A 17,648-nucleotide genomic window follows, 5' to 3' on the forward strand; every position below is an offset into this window, starting at 1 on the left:
CGATGTGACCTTTCCCGCAAATGAACGATCCCGCTCCCGTGCCGACCTCGCGCGGGATCAGGCCTGGGCAATCGCGGTCGGAGGCATCGGCGTCGTGCTGTTCACCGCGCTGCTCGCCTTCACCTGGTATTTTGCGGCCACCCTGCTGCTGATCTTCACCGGCATGCTGCTCGGCCTCGGTCTCAATGCTCTGGTCAATGCGCTCGGCCGCCGGGTCCAGCTGCCTCACACGGTCCGGCTTGCAATCGTCTGTGTCGCGCTCGCTTTGCTGCTCGCGGGCATCGCCTATCTCGGCGGCGCCACCATTGCCGAACAGGCCTCGCTGCTGAGCAAGACCATCAAGTCGCAGATCACCAATGTCAGGTCCCTGCTCGAGAGCCACGGCATCGACACCAGCTTCTTCGATCTCGGCAACGCTGCCTCGGACCCCGCCGCCAACGCGTCCTCGGAGGCGACGCCCGCGCCGGCAACTCCCTCGCGCGCTCCACTGCCCAGTGCCGGCACGCTCGCCTCCAGCGGCGGGGCGATCGTGAGCCAGACCCTCAAGCTGCTGCTCGGCACCATCCACGGCGTCGGCAACATCTTCATCGTGCTGTTCCTGGGCCTGGCCTTCGCCGCCCAGCCCAGCGTCTATCATGACGGCCTGCTGTTCCTGGCACCGGCGCGGCACCGTACCCGTGTCGCCCTGGTCATCGACCGTATCGCTGAAACGCTCGAGCGCTGGCTGATCGCCCAGATCATCGTCATGATCGCGGTCGGTGTCGTAACCTGGATCGGACTTGCCGTCATCGGCATCCCCGGCGCGTTCATCCTGGGAATCCAGGCGGGCCTGCTCGCCTTCATCCCCACGGTGGGAGCCATCATCGCCGGCGTCATCGTGGTCCTGGCGAGCCTCGCCTCGGGCTGGATCCCCGCCTTGTCGGCGTTTCTGCTGTTCATGGGCGTGCACGCCATGGAAAGCTACGTGCTGACGCCGATTTTGCAGCGGCAAGCACTCGACATTCCGCCGGCCACGCTGTTCGCGTTCCAGATCCTGCTGGGCGTCGTGTTCGGCATCTGGGGCCTGGCGCTGGCGCTCCCGCTGGTCGCGATCGCCAAGGTCATGATCGACCATGTCAAGACCTACGAGGCGTCGCCTCTCGCGGAGGCGGCCTAGAGCATGATCCGGACCCGGAGGATCGCGTTAGCGGAAAGTGTGGAGCGGTTTTCCGATAAGATCATGCTCCCGAGATAAAGCCTCAGGTCGTCAGCACGGTCTCGGTGTGCTCGACCTCGGGAGGCGCGGCAAAATACTGGCCGACCAGGCCGCGCCATTCGGTGAAATTCTCCGAGCCGCGGAAGTCCACGGTGTGGTTCTCCAGCGTCGCCCATTTCACCATCAGCCGGTAACGCTGCGGCTTCTCGATCGACTTGTGCAGCTCGAAGCCGTGAAAGCCCTTGGAGCGGCCGAAAGCGGCCTTGGCCTTGGCAACGGCGGCCTCAAAATCCTTCTCGCTGCCCGGCTTGACGTCAATTTGCGCGATCTCGGTGATCATCGGCTTTCCACCCTTTTTGTTGATGGCCGTGTCTACCGCAGATGGCGACAAAGAAAAAGGCGCTGAAGCGGCGCCCTGCCCGGTCTGGAAATGCAGGCCTGTCAGGCGAACAGCAGGACCGTGCCCGCGACGATCAGCGCACAACCCGCGAACAACACGAACGGCCAGTAGCTGCGTTGCTGCGTGTAGCGGCCTTGCGCACGACGCTCGGTGATCAGCGCGCTCTCGTATTCGTCCGCAGTGGAGAACAGACAGGCGAAACCGCCGCGGGCCGAGGCAGCTTCGGCTTCGAGCGACATCAGGGCGGCTTGCGGATTCCGTCGACGGATCGATTCCATGACCACGATGGTAGGGATCGAATGGTAAACAGAGATTTACCGCAAGCCCGCCCTGCATGCTCACGCGGTGACCGGACGCGCCTGCGATGCGCCGGTCCGCGCCGCGCTCTGGCGGCGCCAGTTCTCCAGCGACAGCGGCAGCTCCTCGGCCGCCTCGACGCGGTTGCGGCCGCCGCGCTTGGCCTGGTAGAGCGCGGTGTCCGCCGAGGCCAGCAGCACCTCCAGCTCGGTGCCGGCCGGACCTCCGGCAACGCCGATGCTGACGGTGGTATCGACCGGACCTTCGTCGACCACGACGCCGGAGGTCTCGAACGCCTCGCGCACGCGCTCGGCGACCAGCACGCCCTCCTCCAGTGAGCATGGCAATAGCGCGGCGAACTCCTCGCCGCCGATGCGTCCCGACAGGTCGGAGATGCGCAAATTGCTGACCACGACGGTGGAGAACAGCTTCAGCATCTCGTCGCCGGCGGGATGGCCGAAGCGGTCGTTGATCGACTTGAAATGGTCGATGTCGAAGATCATCACGGTCACCGGCCGCCCGGCCTTGGCCTCGCGCTCGATCACGCGCGCACAAGCCTCCGAGAAGCCGCGCCGGTTGAGCATGCCGGTCAAGGGATCGGTCGATGCCGCAGTCCGATGCGCGGTGACGGTGCGTTCCGACACCAGCATGAAGATGACGAACACGGTGCCGACGGCATAGAGTATGAGCTCGACCGCGAACACGGTGACCCAGATGCTCGAGGAGAAGCCGGCATCATGCGGGCGCAGGAAGCTGCCGATCAGGATCGGCAGCATCAACACGCAGCCGTGCATCACCGGCATCACGAAGGCGGGCCAGCGCCGTTGCACGCTCTTGCGCCGTTCGGTCCAGAGCTCGCTCGCAGTCAGCGCCGCGTACACCGAGACGATGCCGGCACCGACGAGCATGCGCAGCATCGATGAAGCGGGATCGAGCAGCGTCGCAGCAGCGACCCAGGCGAGCGCGCCGAGCACGAGCCCCGGCCAGTTCGGGTTGCGGCCGTGGAAGACGCGCGCCGCGTTCCAGACCATGCCGCAGGCGATGAAACCGACCGCGTTCAGTGCAAGGTAAATGTGCGGCCCCAGCCTGTCGCCCGCCGCGGTCCATAGCGCGACGGAGGCGGCACCGAGCAGATAGGCGGTGCCCCACCATTTCAGCGCCGGGCTGTTCTCCTGCTTGCCGAAAAACACCATCATGGCGCCGAGCAGTGCGGCGACCATGGTGGCGACCAAATAGAGCGTGATGCTATCGAGCGACATCATGTCGGCCCCCTCTAGAACATAGCAGTTACGCGATCGGCCCAGCCGATTTGCGCGCCCTTCCGAAGGCAACGCTAGGTCTCGCCGGTTCCATTCAGGTTTTCGCCGGTCCCTAAGTTTTCGGGAAACACGCCATCAATTTGCATACAAACGAACAACAAAAAGGGCGCTGAAATCAGCGCCCTTTTGCATCTCATTGAAGCCGCTTTCGCGGCGAATGCGACAAAAGCGATTAACGCTTCGAGAACTGGAAGGACCGGCGGGCCTTGGCCTTGCCGTACTTCTTGCGCTCGACCACGCGCGAGTCGCGGGTGAGGAAGCCGCCCTTCTTGAGCACGGAGCGCAGCTCCGGCTCGAAATAGGTGAGCGCCTTGGAGATGCCGTGACGGACCGCGCCGGCCTGGCCGGACAGGCCGCCGCCGGCGACGGTGCAGATCACGTCGTACTGGCCCGAACGCTGGGCCACGGAGAACGGCTGCTCGATCATCATGCGCAGCACGGGACGGGCGAAATAGACCTCGACCTCGCGCGAGTTGACGGTGACCTTGCCGGCGCCCGGCTTGATCCAGACGCGGGCGACCGCGTCCTTGCGCTTGCCGGTGGCGTAAGCGCGGTTGAACTTGTCGACCTTCTTCTCGTGCTTGGGCGCCTCGGGCGCGGCCGCCGTCTTGAGCTGCGAGAGCTGGTCGAGCGACTGAATGGATTCGGCCATGTTATGCGGCCCTCGTGTTCTTGCGGTTCAACTTGGCGATATCGATCTTCTCGGGCTGCTGCGCCTCGTGCGGATGATCGGCGCCGCCGTAGACACGGAGGTTACCCATCTGCACGCGGCCGAGCGGACCACGCGGGATCATGCGCTCGACGGCCTTCTCGAGCACGCGCTCGGGATGACGACCCTCGAGGATCTGGCGCGCGGTGCGCTCCTTGACATGGCCGACATAGCCGGTGTGCTTGTAGTAGGTCTTCTGCTCGCGCTTGCGACCGGTGAGGACCGCATGCTGCGCGTTGATGATGATGACGTTGTCGCCGCAATCGACGTGCGGGGTGTAGGTCGGGAGGTGCTTGCCGCGCAGGCGCATGGCGACGATGGTGGCGAGGCGGCCGACGACCAGACCCTTGGCGTCGATCAGCACCCACTTCTTCGTCACCTCAGCCGGCTTTGCCGAAAAGGTTTTCATGTCGGAGTTTCCGTGGACGGGAGATATCGGCGCGAACACCGCACCAGACTGCGCGCGGTTCTAGAGAAGAGCGGCGCAACGGTCAATGCCTCAGAGATGAAATTAGTTACGTAAAATCAATGCCTTAAAAATATGGTACGATAATACCCGCGAAAACCTCAAACATTTGGAATGGAATAGGTCGAGGTGACATGAGCGATCGGATCCGGCGAGGTGCCGGACAGCAGCTTCACCTCCCCGACCGCCAACCGTTTGCCGAGCTTGAGCAGTCGCGCCTCCGCCAGCACGTCCTGGCCGGGCTGGCCCTTGCGCAGGAAGTTGATGTTGAGATTGGTGGTCACGGCGAGCCCGATCGGCCCGATGGCAGACAGCAGCACCACGTACATGGCGAAATCGGCCAAGGCCATCAGCGTCGGGCCGGACACGGTGCCGCCCGGTCGCAGCATCTTTTCGCTGTAGCGCTGCCGCAGAAGGCAGGTCTGTCCGTCCGCGCTTTCGATCGTGATGTCGTCGCCGCTGAAGGCCTGGGGAAACTCGTGGCGGAGGAACTGCTCGAGCTCCGCCACGCTCATTTTCGCTGCCGCCATGCTATTCCCACCCTCGCTTCACTTGCCCTGTTACATTAAGTTAGCTGCGTCATTCAAATGCAATAATCCAACGGAAACGCTTCGATGTCCGTTCAGGCCGCCCGCGCCCCCACCCCGCAACCGCCGATCCTGCTGCGCGAGATCGTCGGCAGCGTCGCCGTGCTCACGCTGAACCGACCAGCCGCGCGCAACAGCCTTTCCGAGGCGATGATCGGACAGCTGCATGCGAGCCTAAACGCAATCGCGGAAGACAAGCACATCCGCGCGGCCGTCATCGCGGCCAACGGCCCCGCTTTTTCCGCCGGCCACGACATAAAGGAACTGACCGCGCGCCGCACCGATCCGGATCGGGGTCGGGCTTATTTTGCGCAGATCATGACGGCCTGCAGCGCGATGATGCAGGCGGTCGTGCATCTGCCGAAGCCCGTGGTCGCGGCCGTCCAGGGCATCGCGACCGCCGCCGGCTGCCAGCTCGTCGCCAGCTGCGATCTTGCGATCGCATCGCACGAGGCGAAGTTCGCCACACCCGGCGTCGATATCGGCCTGTTCTGCTCGACCCCGATGGTGGCGCTGTCGCGCAACGTCCCGCGCAAGCAGGCCATGGAGATGCTGCTGACGGGCGAGCCTGTCACGGCCGACCGCGCCCGCGAGATCGGGCTCGTTAACCGTGTCGTTCCCGCCGGCACCGAACTCGGCGCCGCGATCGAGCTCGCGCAACAGGTCGCGTTAAAATCCGCCTACACGATCAAGCTCGGCAAGGAGGCCTTCTACCGCCAGGCCGAGATGAGCCTTGCAGACGCCTATCGCTATGCCGCAGAGGTGATGACCGAGAACATGATGGCGCGCGACGCCGAGGAAGGCATCGGCGCCTTCATCGAGAAGCGCGCGCCGACATGGCGGGATGAATGACCCCCGCCAACAAGAAAAGATAAGTGATGAACCACGACGCCTATCCCGACAATTACGTCCGCGGCATCCTCAACAGCGTGAAATCCATCGCGATGGTCGGGGCCTCGCCGGTCAATGTGCGGCCGAGCTATTTCGCGTTCAAATACCTGATGCAGCGCGGCTACGACATGATCCCGGTCAATCCCGGCCATGTCGGCAAGGAGCTGCTCGGAAAGCCGTTCGTCGCATCACTGTCGGATATCGGCCGCCCCGTCGACATGGTCGACATCTTCCGCAACTCTAGCCACATCATGCCCGTCGTCGAGGAGGCGCTCACGCTCGACCCGCTGCCGAAGGTGATCTGGATGCAGCTCGGCGCGCGCGACGATGCGGCGGCCGCGAAAGCGGAATCAGTCGGGATCAAGGTGGTCATGAACCGCTGCCCCAAGATCGAATATGGCCGCCTGTCGTCAGAAATCTCCTGGATGGGCGTGAATTCGCGCACGCTCAGCTCCAAGCGCGCGCCGGCGCCGACGCAGGGCATGAGGCTGTCCCTCAATCGGATGAGTGTCGGCGGTGGCGACACCGCCGCATCGGATCGCGCTGCGAAGAACAAGAGCGAGCAAAGCTGACGCGATTGCGAAGGCTTCGTTTCGCAAACGCGACAATGCGCAGCACGATCGTTCCCAAAATGATTCCGATGTGACGCCGCGCCTTGACGGCGGGCACGGCGCCGATCAGCATGCCGCGCGAATTTCAGGCCACAAGAACAGGACGCCCAAATGAGCGATCGCCTTCCGGGATTTTCAACGCTCGCCGTGCATGCCGGTGCACAGCCCGACCCCACCACCGGCGCGCGCGCGACTCCGATTTATCAAACGACCTCTTTCGTCTTCAACGATGCCGATCACGCCGCCTCGCTGTTCGGCCTGCAGGCGTTCGGCAACATCTATACCCGCATCGGCAATCCCACCAATGCGGTGCTGGAAGAGCGCGTCGCCGCACTCGAAGGCGGCACGGCCGCGCTCGCGGTCGCTTCCGGCCATGCCGCGCAGGTCGTGGTGCTGCAGCAGCTGCTTCAACCCGGCGACGAATTCATCGCCGCGCGAAAGCTCTATGGCGGCTCGATCAACCAGTTCACGCACGCCTTCAAGAGCTTTGGCTGGAACGTGGTGTGGGCCGATCCCGACGATATCGCGAGCTTCGAGCGTGCGGTGACGCCGCGCACGAAAGCGATCTTCATCGAGTCCATCGCCAACCCCGCCGGCAGCATCACCGACATCGAGGCGATCTCGACCGTGGCGCGCAAGGCGGGCGTGCCGCTGATCGTCGACAACACGCTGGCTTCGCCCTATCTGATCCGTCCGATCGACCACGGCGCTGACATCGTCGTGCACTCGCTGACGAAATTCCTGGGCGGCCACGGCAACTCGCTCGGCGGCATCATCGTCGATGCCGGCACCTTCGACTGGTCCACGGGCGGCAAGTACCCCATGCTCTCGGAGCCGCGCCCGGAATATCACGGCATCCGGCTGCAGGAGACCTTCGGCAATTTCGCCTTCGCGATCGCCTGCCGCGTGCTGGGCCTGCGCGACCTCGGACCGGCGTTGTCGCCGTTCAACGCCTTCATGATCCTGACCGGCATCGAGACTCTGCCGCTGCGCATGCAGAAGCACTGCGACAATGCCAAAGCCGTTGCCGAATACCTCGCGGGACATCCGGCGGTGGCCTCGGTGAGCTATGCCGGGCTGCCGAGCGACAAGTACAATCAGCTCGCGCGCAAATACGCACCAAAGGGCGCCGGCGCGGTGTTCACCTTCAGCCTGAAGGGCGGCTATGACGCCGGCGTCAGCCTGGTGTCGAAGCTGCAGTTGTTCTCGCACCTCGCCAATGTCGGCGACACCCGCTCGCTGGTGATCCATCCGGCCTCGACCACGCACAGCCAGCTCGACGACGCCGCCAAGATCAAGTCCGGCGCCGGCCCGGACGTGGTCCGGATCTCGGTCGGTATCGAGGACAAGGAAGACCTGATCGCGGATCTGGAACAGGCGCTGGGGACGTAGCGCCTGGGAACGACGGCGGCCGTTTTGGCCGCCGTCGGTTAACCCTCATTAACCATATCTGCCTCATACATCGTGCTTGGATCGCCCCTTTGATTCGGAGCTGACGATGCTGCGCTGGATGGTGCCCGCTCTGGCTGTGATGCTAACGGCCTCGGCGGCCATTGCGGCCGATCTGCCGGCGACGCCGAAGCGGCGCGCGGCCGGGCCGCCGCAGGACCCACCTCAGGTCTATGTCGAAACCGATCCGGATGCGCTGATCTCGCCGGCCTACGGCATCGGCAGCTACATCCGCAACCTGCCGGGCACGCCGCTGCTGCCGGGCTCCCACACCTTGCCTGGCTATTACGGCCGCCCCTGGAGCTACGATTATCAGGGCGCCTATTACGGCGGGAAACAGGTCGATTATTTCTGGCGCCTGCCCTACGCGTGCGGTGTCTACAGCTATTGCTGATCAGCCGGGCTGATGGTGATCAGCCGGGCTGACCCACGGGGACCGCGCGCGGCTGCGCCTGCGCAGACTGCCGTGACGCCAGCCGCTCCACCTGCATCACTGCCAGCGTCAACACCACGATCGCAACCGCCTGGTGGGTCAGCGCGAGATCGATCGGCACCTGGTTGAGCAGCGTGAGGATGCCGAGCACCGCCTGCACGCTCACCGCTGCGAACAGCCACAACGCGCCGCTCGCGGCCGCACCTGCACGCGAGCGCACCGCGTCGATCGCATGCAGCAGCGCCAGCACGATCAACACGTAGGCGGTCATGCGGTGCTCGAACTGCACCGTCAGCACATTGTCGAACATGTTGCGCCACCACGGCGTCTCGAACCACAGCCGTTCCGCCGAGGGGATGAGCGCCCCATCGATCTCAGGCCAGGTGTTGTAGGCCCGCCCGGCACGCAAGCCCGCGACCAGCGCACCGAAATAGATCTGCACGAAGGTCACCGCGAGCAGCACCGCGCTCGTGAACCGCAGCCGAGCCGGCGCCGCGATCTGCGGCCGCTGCTCGAGCCGCCGCACCGTCCAGACGATCCCCGCGAAAATCAGGAGCGCGAGCGAAAGATGCGTCGCCAGCCGATATTGCGACACCTCGGTGCGTTCCGTCAGGCCCGAGGCCACCATCCACCAGCCGACCGCCCCCTGGAGGCCGCCGAGCGCAAACAGCAGCCACAGCCTGCGCTTCAGCTCACCCGACAGTCCGCCGCGCCAGAGGAAGAACAGGAACGGCAGCAGATAGGCGACGCCGATGAAGCGGCCGAGCAGCCGGTGGCTCCACTCCCACCAGAAGATCGTCTTGAACTCGGACAGGCTCATGCCTGAATTCAGCTCGCGATATTGCGGGATCTTCTTGTAGGCCTCGAACGCCTCGGCCCATGCCGCTTCCGACAGCGGCGGAACACTGCCCGTGACCGGCTTCCATTCGACGATCGATAGGCCCGATTCCGTCAGCCGTGTCGCACCGCCAACCAGCACCATCAGTGCGATCAGCGCGGCCACACAGATCAGCCACCAGCGCACGGCGCGATGCGGCTCGGATGGGGCGGAATTCGTCGTCATTTCAAGGACAAAACCAAGCCTGTGGCGAAGAGACTTGAACCCGGTTGAGTGCCCCTTATAGTCCCCCGCTCCCGCAGCGCAAGTAACGCGAAAGCCTTAAAGTTCCCGCCATGACGATCCGCACCCGCAAGTTCCTCGGCGCCATCCTGCTCCTGGTGCTGGCCACCGTTTGGGCCCTGCTCGGCATGGCGGCGGCGCAGATGCCGTGGATCGCCGAATCCGGCTGGCGGCAGGCGATCTACTACGTCGTGGTCGGCATGGGCTGGGTGCTGCCGGCGATGCCGATCGTGAGCTGGATGCAGCGGCCCGATCGCCTCAGGTCTGGCTCGTAGCGCTCCCGGTCGGCCGCACCGGCGCAAAAGCGGCGCCCGACACCAGCACGCGCAGCATCCGCAGCGAGCGCACCCGCCCGTCCCAGGAGATCCGCGGCAGCGCGCGCAAGTTCGTCCGTCCCTCCGCCTCCACGATGCCCGGGATCGTCGAGGCCGCGCTGGCGAAGCCCGCCTGCTCCGCCATCACGACGTGGCTGCGCCGGAACGAAGCGCGGTCGCCGAACGGATAGGCGAAATGCCTGATCTCGCGGTTGAAAGCCGATTCCGCCACGGCCTTGCCCATCGTCATCTCGCGCAGTGCGGCCGCGTCCTTCATGTTGGCCAGCATCGGATAGTTCACCGTTGCGCTGCCGATCGTCACGAGCGGATCGCCGGCGAGCCTGGCGAGGTCCTCCCAATCCATCGACGCCTCGCGCGAGAGCGCGGCGAGGTCGATCCGGTAGCGCGTACAGAGATCGGCGATCGCGGCCGACAGATCCGCCGGCGGCAGCGAGCGCAGCCAGCTCTCCAGATGCGAGAACAGCGCCTGCTTCCCGGCCTTGTCGGCGACCGTGAAGCGCTGCTCCTTGTCGCCCATCATCAGGTCGATGCGGCTCTCGCGCGCGATCACCTGCTCCAGGGCGAGCCACCAGGCCTCGCCGACGCCGTCGGGAAAAGCGGTCGGCACATAGATCGTAAAAGGCACGGCGTGACGCGCCAGCACCGGATAGGCGAAGGTGATGAGATCCTTGCCGGCGCCATCGAAGGTCAGCGCCACGAAGCGACGCTTCTCCGGCAGCATCACCGCGCGCCGGCAGACCTCGTCCATGCCGAGAAAATCGTAGTTCCACCGCTTCAGCGCGCGGATGGCGCGATCGAGGAATTGCGGCGTGATCTCGTGCTCGCGCAGCGGCTGAAATCCGCGCCGCCGAGGCCGCACGTAGCGGAAACGCAGGATGGCGCCGGCACCGCGACTGCGCAGCATGGCCTGGCCGGTGAACCAGGCCAGCTCGAGGCGCAGCCGTTCCAACCATCTGTCGTCGGAAGCCAAAATCCCACCCTTCGCGCGCGCCGGCGGTCAGTTCCCTCGCCCCAGTCATTACCCTTTGTTGACCTTTGTTTGCAAAGGTCGGCCACGGGCCGAAATACGTATTTTCGATTTCTCGACAGGTTTCGCGAATGACCATGGCTGCGGCGATGCAAAGCCGGACGGCAGAAGCGCCAGCGCGGTCGAGAGCGAGCCGTATCGCGCGAGTGGAGATCGTCACGGATCTCGCCGAGGCCGAGGCGGTCTGGCGCGGCTTCGAGGCGAGCGGCCATCTCTTCACGCCCTACCAGCGCTTCGACCTGCTCGATCCGTGGCAGCGGCTGGTCGGCGCCCGTGAAGGTGCCCGGCCGTTCATTGTGATCGCCCGCGACGCCGATCGGCGCCCGCTCCTGCTGCTGCCGCTCTCGCTGCGGCAGGGCCACGGCGTGCGCACCGCCGGCTTCATGGGCGGCAAGCACACCACCTTCAACATGGGCCTGTGGAACGCCGAGTTCGCAGCAGAGGCCGCCAGCGCCGATCTCGATGCACTGCTTGCGCCGCTCGGCGAGCACGCCGACGTGCTCGCACTGACACAGCAGCCCGAGCGCTGGCACGACCAGCAAAACCCGTTTGCAGCCCTGCCGCGGCAGCGCCCGATCAACGGTTGCCCGCGACTGGTGATGGAGCCGGGCGGCCCGCCGGCCTCGCGGATCAGCAATTCCCTCCGCCGCCGCCTCAAGAGCAAGGAGAAGAAGCTTCAGTCCCTCGCCGGCTACCGCTATCACCTGGCGACGTCGGACGCAGACATCATCCGCCTGCTCGACTGGTTCTTCCGTGTCAAGCCGGCGCGGATGGCGGAGCAGAAGCTGCCGAACGTCTTCGCCGAACCCGGCGTCGAGCAGTTCGTCCGCAGCGCCTGCCTCGCGCCGCGCGGCGAAGGTCATGTCATCGACATCCATGCGCTGGAATGCGACGAGGAGGTGATCGCGATCTTCGCCGGCGTCGCCGACGGCGAGCGCTTCTCGATGATGTTCAACACCTACACGATGTCCGAGCACGCCCGCTACAGCCCCGGCCTGATCCTGATGCGCTATATCATCGACCGCTACGGCGAACGCGGCTACCGCTCGCTCGACCTCGGCATCGGCTCGGACGATTACAAGCGGATGTTCTGCAAGGACGACGAGGCGATCTTCGACAGCTTCGTCCCCCTGACCTCGCGCGGCAAGCTCGCGGCCATGGCGATGTCCTCGCTCAGCCACGGCAAGCGGCTGGTGAAGCAGAACCAGATGCTGTTCGACATGGCCCGCCGGCTGCGGCAGGCGTTCGGGTAGCTCTTTCCACTTGCACGGCTGTCTTCCCTTCTCCCCTTGTGGGAGAAGGTGGCGCGAAGCGCCGGATGAGGGGTATGCCTCCGCGAGCTCGAATGGAAAGGTGAACTCGCGGAGAGATACCCCTCACCCGTCTCGCCGCTAACGCGGCGAGCCACCCTCTCCCACAAGGGGAGAGGGTAAGAAAGCCTACGCCGCCACCACGCGCGGCGTCTCGGCGGCATCGGACGGCTGCACCGGCTTGCTCAGCATCGCCACCGCGCTGAAGCCGACGGCTCGCAGCTGCTCGCACATCTGCGCGCGCGCATCCGCTGCCATCGCGGCGTCGGGCACCACGACGGCGCGGGCATGCGCGGTGAGCAGCTCGGCCGGAAGGTCGGAGGCGCTGCCGGCATCGATCAGCACGTGGTCGTAAGCCCGCAGCAGCGCGTCGATCGCGAGTGCGACGCGCGGCGACTGCAGCAGGCTGCGGTCGAAGCCGGGACGGCCGGCCATCACCAGATGCAGCCGCGACAGCTTGTCCCGGGTGATGACTTGCGCGAACGAGGCCTCGCCCTGCATCAGCTCGGCAAGGCCGGGAGCCTGCGCATCGGCGGAGACTGCGGCAATGGTCGGCGAGGAGGCGGCGAGATCGACCACGACGACGCGTGCATCGCGCGCCAGGTTCCGCGCCAGCGTCAGCGTCGACAGCGTGATGGCGTCGCCCGGCGCCGTGCCGAGCACCGTAACCTTCTTGGCCGCAGCGCCCGCGGCACGCAGATCGTCGGCCAGACGCTCGATCTCGGCGAATTCACTCGTATCCAAATCGGCCGCCATCTCCGGCTGCAGCGGCGCGGGCTCCGCCAACACCGGATCGAGCATTGGTTCGCCGCCCCTGTCGACCACGGGCTCGATGGCCCGCTGAACGACCAGCGGCTCCCGGCGCACCGGCGTCTGCGCGGAGCCCATTGCCGCGCCCGGCGCGGTCTGGCGCAGCAGCTCGCCGGTGACGACGACGCCGGACGAGAGCAGCAGCGTTGCGATCGTTGCGATCAGCACGATCGGCAGCTTCTTCGGATAGGCCGGCGTGTTCGAGACGATGGCGCGCGAGATGATGCGGCCGTCAGTCGGCGCGGTGTCGATGGTCTCGCGGGTGTTGGCCTCGCGGTACTTGGCGAGATAGGTCTCGAGCAGATCGCGCTGCGCCTTGGCCTCGCGCTCCAGCGCACGGAGCTGGACGTCCTGGCCGTTGGTGGAGGCCGCCTGCTTCTTGAGCTGCTCGAGGCTCACGGTGAGGCCATCGACCCGACCGCTGGCGATCCGGGCGTCGTTCTCGAGCGAGCGCGATATCTTGGCGGCTTCGTCTCGAATCTGATTGTCGAGGTCGCCGAGCTGAGCCTTCAGCTCCTTGATCCGGGGATGATTGCCGAGCAGCGTCGACGATTGCTCGGCGAGCTGCGCCCGCAGCGTCACCCTCTGCTCCGACAGCCGGCGCATCAATTCGGAGTTCACGACCTCGGACGCCTCGATCGGCTTGCCGCTCTGGAGCATCTCCTTGATCAGCCGTGCCTTGGATTCCGCATCCGCCTTCATCGAGCGCGCATTGTTGAGCTGGGTATTGACCTCGCCCATCTGCTGGTTCGACAGCGTGGTGTTGTTGGTTCCGACGAACAGGCTGGACTTGGAACGGAAGTCCTCGACCCGCGCCTCGGCGTCCGAGACCTTCTTGCGCAAACTCTCGATCTCGCCGGCCAGCCATTGGCTGGCGTTCTTGGCCTGCTCCTGGCGCGCGGCCTGCTGCAGCACGAGATAGCCGTCGGCGATCGAGTTGGCGACGCGCGCGGCGAGCTCGGGATCGGCGGACTGGAATTCGACCACGATCACGCGCGACTTGTCGACGGCGTAGGCCGAAAGTCGCTCGTAATAGGAATCGAGCACGCGCTCTTCCGGCGTCATCGCGAACGGATCGCGGACGATACCGACGAGCGCGGCAAGCGACTTCAGCGGCGAGATGCCCTGCAGCACCGGGTCGAATTCGGGGCGCTCGGCGAGCTTGTTCTTCTTGATGATCTCGCGCGCCAGATCGCGCGACAGCACCAGTTGCACCTGGCTGGTGACGGCCTCGGCATCGAGCGCCTGCCGCTCCTCGGTGCGGTCGCTGTTCGGACGCAGGAACACGTTCTCGCGGCCGTCGATCAGAATCCGGGTTTCAGATTTGTAGCGCGGCGTGACGAGATTGACGATGGCGAGCGAGGCAACGAGCGCCAGCACCGTCGGCACGATGACCCAGCCGCGCTTGCGCGCCAGGGCCGCACCGAGCGCGTGCAGGTCGATGTCGCCGGATTCGACCTGTCCAGGCTTGGCGATGACGGGCGCGGGCTTCGCTTCGGGCTTCGCTTCGATCTTGGCCTCAACCTTGGCTTCGATCTTTTCGGCTTCCGCTTCGCGCTTTTCAGCCTTCGCTTCGCTCTTGGGCGCAGCTTCGCCTTTGGACTTCGCGACGGCCCGCGCGATCACAGCCTTGTCCTTGCCGGCACGCCAGAACGCTAAACGCATCGAACACTCCCGCAGGGCAATGCTGCGACTCTACCTCAACCGGGGCGATTACACTCCATTAAGGTTGCCGCTGGGTTAATCGGGACGACACGCGCCTTGCGCGCGTCGTCCCGTCACCGTTTGTTAACCACGAGGCCCCTTAATCCATCTCGATTATTTCGTGAGAATTGTTCGGCAAGTCGCCGTCGAGCTGGTTTTGATCATGCCCCCCTCTCCCGACCGGCCGCTTCGCATCCTTCACGCCGTGCGCGCTCCGGTCGGCGGCATCTTCCGCCACATCCTCGACGTCGCCAACGGCCAGGTTGACCGCGGCCATCATGTCGGCATCCTCGCCGACAGCCTCACCGGCGGCGAGCGCGCCGACAAGGCGCTGACCGAGCTTGCGCCGCGCCTGAAGCTCGGCGTCCACCGCATGGCGATCCGCCGCGAGCCGTCGCCCGATGACGTCCTGGTATGGCTCCGCATGCGGCGGCTCATCGCCACGCTCAAGCCCGACGTGCTGCACGGCCACGGCGCCAAGGCCGGTGCCTTCATCCGCATGCGGCGGCGCTCGGACGACACGATCCGGATCTACACCCCGCATGGCGGCTCGCTGCATTATCCGCTCAACACCTTCAAAGGCGAGTTCTACGCGCGGCTCGAACGCGCGCTGATGGACTCCACGGACCTGTTCCTGTTCGAGAGTGCCTTTGCGCGCGACACCTATCAGCGTATCGTCGGCACGCCGAAGGGCGTGGTGCATTGCGTCTTCAACGGCGTGACGCCGGAGGAATTCGAGCCGCTCATAACCGCCGAAGATGCGACCGACCTCTGCTACGTCGGCGAGTTCAGGCACATCAAGGGCGCCGACCTGCTGGTCGATGCCGTGGCGCGCTTGCACGAGGGCGGCAAGAAGGTCACGCTCACGCTCGGCGGCGACGGCGAGGAGACGGCCGCGCTGAAGGCGCAGGTCGAGCGGCTTGGCCTCGCGAACGCCATCCGCTTCATCGGTCACGTCAAGGCGCGCTACGGCTTCTCCAAGGGGCGGCTGCTCGTCGTCCCCTCGCGCGGCGATTCCATGCCTTATGTCGTGATCGAGGCCGGGGCCGCGGGCATTCCGATGATCGCATCCAAGATCGGCGGCATTCCCGAGATCCTGGGCGTCGACAGCCCCGCACTGTTCGGCCCGAGCGATCCCGAGGCCATGGCGGAGGCGATCGCCGCAGCGCTGGACGATCCGCAAGCCACCGCGCAACGCGCACTTTCCTTGCGCGAGCGCATCTCGGCGCACTTCTCGCAAGCCGCGATGGTCGAGGGCGTGCTCGCCGGCTATCGCGACGCATTTGCCAATCATTAACCATCCTTAAGTCCAGCTTTAGAGAATCTTCCGATTTGTTCGATAATCGAAGCGCCAGGGTATGCTTGCCCGGGCGCGCAATGCCGTGCCGCGGGTTCTGGAATGGACGTGAACGCCCGTGGAACCGCTCAACGCACGCTCGATGCTCGATGCCGCGGCCAGCGCTGCGGCAAAGCCTGCTGACCAGCCCTTCGTGGAGCGCCGTCGCCGGCTCTCGCCTGCCGCGCTCGACGTCGTCAACCAGAAGGTCGCCCGCGCCTATTCGCCGATCGTGATCGCCGGCTTCGTGCGCCTTGCCGATTTCGCGCTGCTGAGCCTCGTCGGCATCGCAATCTATCTCGGCTACGTCATGCCGCTCGCGGGGGCGTTCAGCTGGATCTATCCAGCCGAGGTCATCGCCGTCGCCATCGCCGCCGTGGTCTGCTTCCAGGCTGCCGACATCTACCAGGTGCAGCTGTTCCGTGGTCAGCTCCGGCAGATGACGCGGATGATCTCGTCCTGGTCGTTCGTCTTCCTGCTCTTCATCGGCATCTCCTTCTTCGCCAAGTTCGGCAGCGAAATCTCGCGGCTGTGGCTCGCCGCCTTCTACTTCCTCGGACTCGCCGCGTTGATTGCCGAGCGCCTGGTGCTGCGCGCGCTGGTCCGCGCCTGGGCGCGCCAGGGCCGGCTCGACCGCCGCACCATCATTGTCGGCTCCGACAGCAACGGCGAGCAGCTGGTCGAGGCGCTGAAGGCGCAGGAGGATTCCGACATCCACGTGCTCGGCGTGTTCGACGATCGCAACGACAGCCGCGCGCTCGACACCTGCGCCGGCGCGCGCAAGCTCGGCAAGGTCGACGACATCGTCGAGTTCGCCCGCCGCACCCGCGTCGACCTCGTGCTGTTCGCGCTGCCGATCTCGGCGGAGACCCGCATCCTGGAGATGCTGAAGAAGCTCTGGGTGCTGCCGGTCGATATACGCCTCTCCGCGCACACCAACAAGCTGCGCTTCCGGCCTCGCTCCTATTCCTATCTCGGCGAGGTGCCGACGCTCGACGTGTTCGAGGCGCCGATCACCGATTGGGACCTGGTGATGAAATGGCTGTTCGACCGTATTGTCGGCAGCCTTGCGCTGCTCGCAGCCCTGCCGGTGATGGCGTTGGTTGCGCTCGCGGTGAAGCTCGACAGCCCCGGCCCGGTGCTGTTCCGACAGAAGCGGTTCGGCTTCAACAACGAGCGCATCGACGTCTACAAGTTCCGCTCGATGTACCACCATCAGGCCGACCCGACCGCCTCGAAGGTGGTGACCAAGAACGATCCGCGCGTCACCCGCGTCGGCCGCTTCATCCGCAAGACCAGCCTGGACGAACTGCCGCAGCTCTTCAACGTGGTGTTTTCAGGCAATCTGTCGCTGGTCGGCCCGCGCCCGCATGCGGTGCAGGGCAAGCTGCAGAGCCGGCTGTTCGACGAAGCCGTGGACGGCTATTTCGCCCGCCACCGCGTCAAGCCGGGCATCACCGGTTGGGCCCAGATCAACGGCTGGCGCGGCGAGATCGACAACGAAGAGAAGATCCAGAAGCGCGTCGAGTTCGACCTCTATTACATCGAGAACTGGTCGGTGCTGTTCGACTTCGTCATTCTCCTGAAGACGCCGGTCTCGCTGCTGACCAAGAACGAGAACGCGTATTGAGTTTCTCTGTCATGCCCCG

At 65.4% G+C, this 17,648-nt stretch carries 18 protein-coding genes; 9 read left to right on the forward strand and 9 right to left on the reverse strand.

Annotated features, from left to right (window positions below; genetic code table 11):
- Positions 1–4 precede the first annotated feature (4 nt).
- On the forward strand, positions 5–1,156 hold the full coding sequence (locus N2605_RS18925; protein ID WP_260342052.1) for an AI-2E family transporter: 1,152 nt from the start codon (positions 5–7) through the stop codon (positions 1,154–1,156).
- An 82-nt stretch (positions 1,157–1,238) separates the two neighbouring features.
- Here the strand turns inward: N2605_RS18925 and N2605_RS18930 are convergent, their stop codons facing one another.
- The 6 genes from N2605_RS18930 to N2605_RS18955 all read right to left on the reverse strand — a co-directional run bounded on the left by N2605_RS18930 (position 1,239) and on the right by N2605_RS18955 (position 4,916).
- A complete protein-coding gene (locus N2605_RS18930; protein WP_025036647.1) occupies positions 1,239–1,535 on the reverse strand; it encodes an antibiotic biosynthesis monooxygenase family protein in 297 nt (98 codons plus the stop codon).
- A 101-nt stretch (positions 1,536–1,636) separates the two neighbouring features.
- Positions 1,637–1,873: a hypothetical protein gene (locus N2605_RS18935; RefSeq protein ID WP_036010312.1), complete on the reverse strand. Its 237-nt coding sequence runs from the start codon at positions 1,871–1,873 to the stop codon at positions 1,637–1,639.
- Between the two features lie 60 nt (positions 1,874–1,933).
- The gene (locus N2605_RS18940) at positions 1,934–3,154 is read right to left on the reverse strand and encodes a GGDEF domain-containing protein (protein WP_260342053.1); all 1,221 of its coding nucleotides are present in this window, start codon (positions 3,152–3,154) and stop codon (positions 1,934–1,936) included.
- Positions 3,155–3,383: 229 nt separating this feature from the next.
- On the reverse strand, positions 3,384–3,863 hold the full coding sequence (gene rpsI / locus N2605_RS18945) for a 30S ribosomal protein S9 (protein WP_018642439.1): 480 nt from the start codon (positions 3,861–3,863) through the stop codon (positions 3,384–3,386).
- Position 3,864: 1 nt separating this feature from the next.
- A complete protein-coding gene (gene rplM / locus N2605_RS18950; protein ID WP_018642440.1) occupies positions 3,865–4,329 on the reverse strand; it encodes a 50S ribosomal protein L13 in 465 nt (154 codons plus the stop codon).
- Positions 4,330–4,487: 158 nt separating this feature from the next.
- On the reverse strand, positions 4,488–4,916 hold the full coding sequence (locus N2605_RS18955; RefSeq protein WP_036010317.1) for a PaaI family thioesterase: 429 nt from the start codon (positions 4,914–4,916) through the stop codon (positions 4,488–4,490).
- A gap of 84 nt (positions 4,917–5,000) precedes the next feature.
- Here N2605_RS18955 and N2605_RS18960 point away from each other — a divergent pair, with 84 nt between their 5' ends.
- The 4 genes from N2605_RS18960 (at position 5,001) to N2605_RS18975 (ending at position 8,318) form a co-directional block, all read left to right on the forward strand.
- Positions 5,001–5,825, forward strand: coding sequence for an enoyl-CoA hydratase (locus tag N2605_RS18960; protein WP_225130780.1), 825 nt, complete (start codon positions 5,001–5,003; stop codon positions 5,823–5,825).
- A gap of 26 nt (positions 5,826–5,851) precedes the next feature.
- Positions 5,852–6,436 carry a CoA-binding protein gene (locus tag N2605_RS18965; protein ID WP_260342054.1) on the forward strand — a complete coding sequence of 195 codons (585 nt, stop codon included), beginning with the start codon at positions 5,852–5,854 and terminating at the stop codon, positions 6,434–6,436.
- 150 nt (positions 6,437–6,586) lie between these two features.
- On the forward strand, positions 6,587–7,867 hold the full coding sequence (locus N2605_RS18970) for an O-acetylhomoserine aminocarboxypropyltransferase (protein ID WP_036010324.1): 1,281 nt from the start codon (positions 6,587–6,589) through the stop codon (positions 7,865–7,867).
- Positions 7,868–7,973: 106 nt separating this feature from the next.
- Positions 7,974–8,318, forward strand: a complete 345-nt coding sequence (locus N2605_RS18975; RefSeq protein WP_260342055.1) for a hypothetical protein — start codon at positions 7,974–7,976, stop codon at positions 8,316–8,318.
- Between the two features lie 19 nt (positions 8,319–8,337).
- On the opposite strand, the gene N2605_RS18980 is transcribed toward N2605_RS18975, so the two are convergent.
- A complete protein-coding gene (locus N2605_RS18980) occupies positions 8,338–9,420 on the reverse strand; it encodes a COX15/CtaA family protein (protein WP_036025409.1) in 1,083 nt (360 codons plus the stop codon).
- 110 nt (positions 9,421–9,530) lie between these two features.
- Between N2605_RS18980 and N2605_RS18985 the strand changes: the two genes are divergently transcribed.
- Positions 9,531–9,752 carry a DUF2842 domain-containing protein gene (locus tag N2605_RS18985; RefSeq protein ID WP_036010340.1) on the forward strand — a complete coding sequence of 74 codons (222 nt, stop codon included), beginning with the start codon at positions 9,531–9,533 and terminating at the stop codon, positions 9,750–9,752.
- Here the strand turns inward: N2605_RS18985 and N2605_RS18990 are convergent.
- A complete protein-coding gene (locus N2605_RS18990; RefSeq protein WP_225113083.1) occupies positions 9,736–10,782 on the reverse strand; it encodes a polysaccharide deacetylase family protein in 1,047 nt (348 codons plus the stop codon). The genes N2605_RS18985 and N2605_RS18990 overlap by 17 nt on opposite strands.
- Before the next feature lie 128 nt (positions 10,783–10,910).
- Between N2605_RS18990 and N2605_RS18995 the strand changes: the two genes are divergently transcribed.
- Positions 10,911–12,092 (forward strand): GNAT family N-acetyltransferase, encoded by a 1,182-nt coding sequence (locus N2605_RS18995; protein WP_225125141.1) that lies wholly within the window; start codon positions 10,911–10,913, stop codon positions 12,090–12,092.
- A 186-nt stretch (positions 12,093–12,278) separates the two neighbouring features.
- Here N2605_RS18995 and N2605_RS19000 read toward each other — a convergent pair whose 3' ends face one another.
- On the reverse strand, positions 12,279–14,624 hold the full coding sequence (locus N2605_RS19000; protein ID WP_260342056.1) for a GumC family protein: 2,346 nt from the start codon (positions 14,622–14,624) through the stop codon (positions 12,279–12,281).
- 202 nt (positions 14,625–14,826) lie between these two features.
- Between N2605_RS19000 and N2605_RS19005 the strand changes: the two genes are divergently transcribed.
- Positions 14,827–15,960, forward strand: coding sequence for a glycosyltransferase family 4 protein (locus N2605_RS19005; RefSeq protein WP_260342057.1), 1,134 nt, complete (start codon positions 14,827–14,829; stop codon positions 15,958–15,960).
- A gap of 118 nt (positions 15,961–16,078) precedes the next feature.
- Positions 16,079–17,629: an undecaprenyl-phosphate glucose phosphotransferase gene (locus N2605_RS19010; RefSeq protein WP_225156950.1), complete on the forward strand. Its 1,551-nt coding sequence runs from the start codon at positions 16,079–16,081 to the stop codon at positions 17,627–17,629.
- Positions 17,630–17,648 lie beyond the last annotated feature (19 nt).

It is taken from the genome of Bradyrhizobium yuanmingense, from assembly GCF_025200905.1.
Taxonomy (GTDB): domain Bacteria; phylum Pseudomonadota; class Alphaproteobacteria; order Rhizobiales; family Xanthobacteraceae; genus Bradyrhizobium; species Bradyrhizobium yuanmingense.

What these genes read in the sequence shown, in the direction of transcription:
- N2605_RS18930 (WP_025036647.1), bottom strand. Translation starts at nt 1,535, where the DNA reads ATGATCACCGAGATCGCGCAAATTGACGTCAAGCCGGGCAGCGAGAAG.
- N2605_RS18935 (WP_036010312.1), bottom strand. Translation starts at nt 1,873, where the DNA reads ATGGAATCGATCCGTCGACGGAATCCGCAAGCCGCCCTGATGTCGCTC.
- N2605_RS18940 (WP_260342053.1), bottom strand. Translation starts at nt 3,154, where the DNA reads ATGATGTCGCTCGATAGCATCACGCTCTATTTGGTCGCCACCATGGTC.
- rpsI (WP_018642439.1), bottom strand. Translation starts at nt 3,863, where the DNA reads ATGGCCGAATCCATTCAGTCGCTCGACCAGCTCTCGCAGCTCAAGACG.
- rplM (WP_018642440.1), bottom strand. Translation starts at nt 4,329, where the DNA reads ATGAAAACCTTTTCGGCAAAGCCGGCTGAGGTGACGAAGAAGTGGGTG.
- N2605_RS18955 (WP_036010317.1), bottom strand. Translation starts at nt 4,916, where the DNA reads ATGGCGGCAGCGAAAATGAGCGTGGCGGAGCTCGAGCAGTTCCTCCGC.
- N2605_RS18960 (WP_225130780.1), top strand. Translation starts at nt 5,001, where the DNA reads ATGTCCGTTCAGGCCGCCCGCGCCCCCACCCCGCAACCGCCGATCCTG.
- N2605_RS18965 (WP_260342054.1), top strand. Translation starts at nt 5,852, where the DNA reads ATGAACCACGACGCCTATCCCGACAATTACGTCCGCGGCATCCTCAAC.
- N2605_RS18970 (WP_036010324.1), top strand. Translation starts at nt 6,587, where the DNA reads ATGAGCGATCGCCTTCCGGGATTTTCAACGCTCGCCGTGCATGCCGGT.
- N2605_RS18975 (WP_260342055.1), top strand. Translation starts at nt 7,974, where the DNA reads ATGCTGCGCTGGATGGTGCCCGCTCTGGCTGTGATGCTAACGGCCTCG.
- N2605_RS18980 (WP_036025409.1), bottom strand. Translation starts at nt 9,420, where the DNA reads ATGACGACGAATTCCGCCCCATCCGAGCCGCATCGCGCCGTGCGCTGG.
- N2605_RS18985 (WP_036010340.1), top strand. Translation starts at nt 9,531, where the DNA reads ATGACGATCCGCACCCGCAAGTTCCTCGGCGCCATCCTGCTCCTGGTG.
- N2605_RS18995 (WP_225125141.1), top strand. Translation starts at nt 10,911, where the DNA reads ATGACCATGGCTGCGGCGATGCAAAGCCGGACGGCAGAAGCGCCAGCG.
- N2605_RS19000 (WP_260342056.1), bottom strand. Translation starts at nt 14,624, where the DNA reads ATGCGTTTAGCGTTCTGGCGTGCCGGCAAGGACAAGGCTGTGATCGCG.
- N2605_RS19005 (WP_260342057.1), top strand. Translation starts at nt 14,827, where the DNA reads ATGCCCCCCTCTCCCGACCGGCCGCTTCGCATCCTTCACGCCGTGCGC.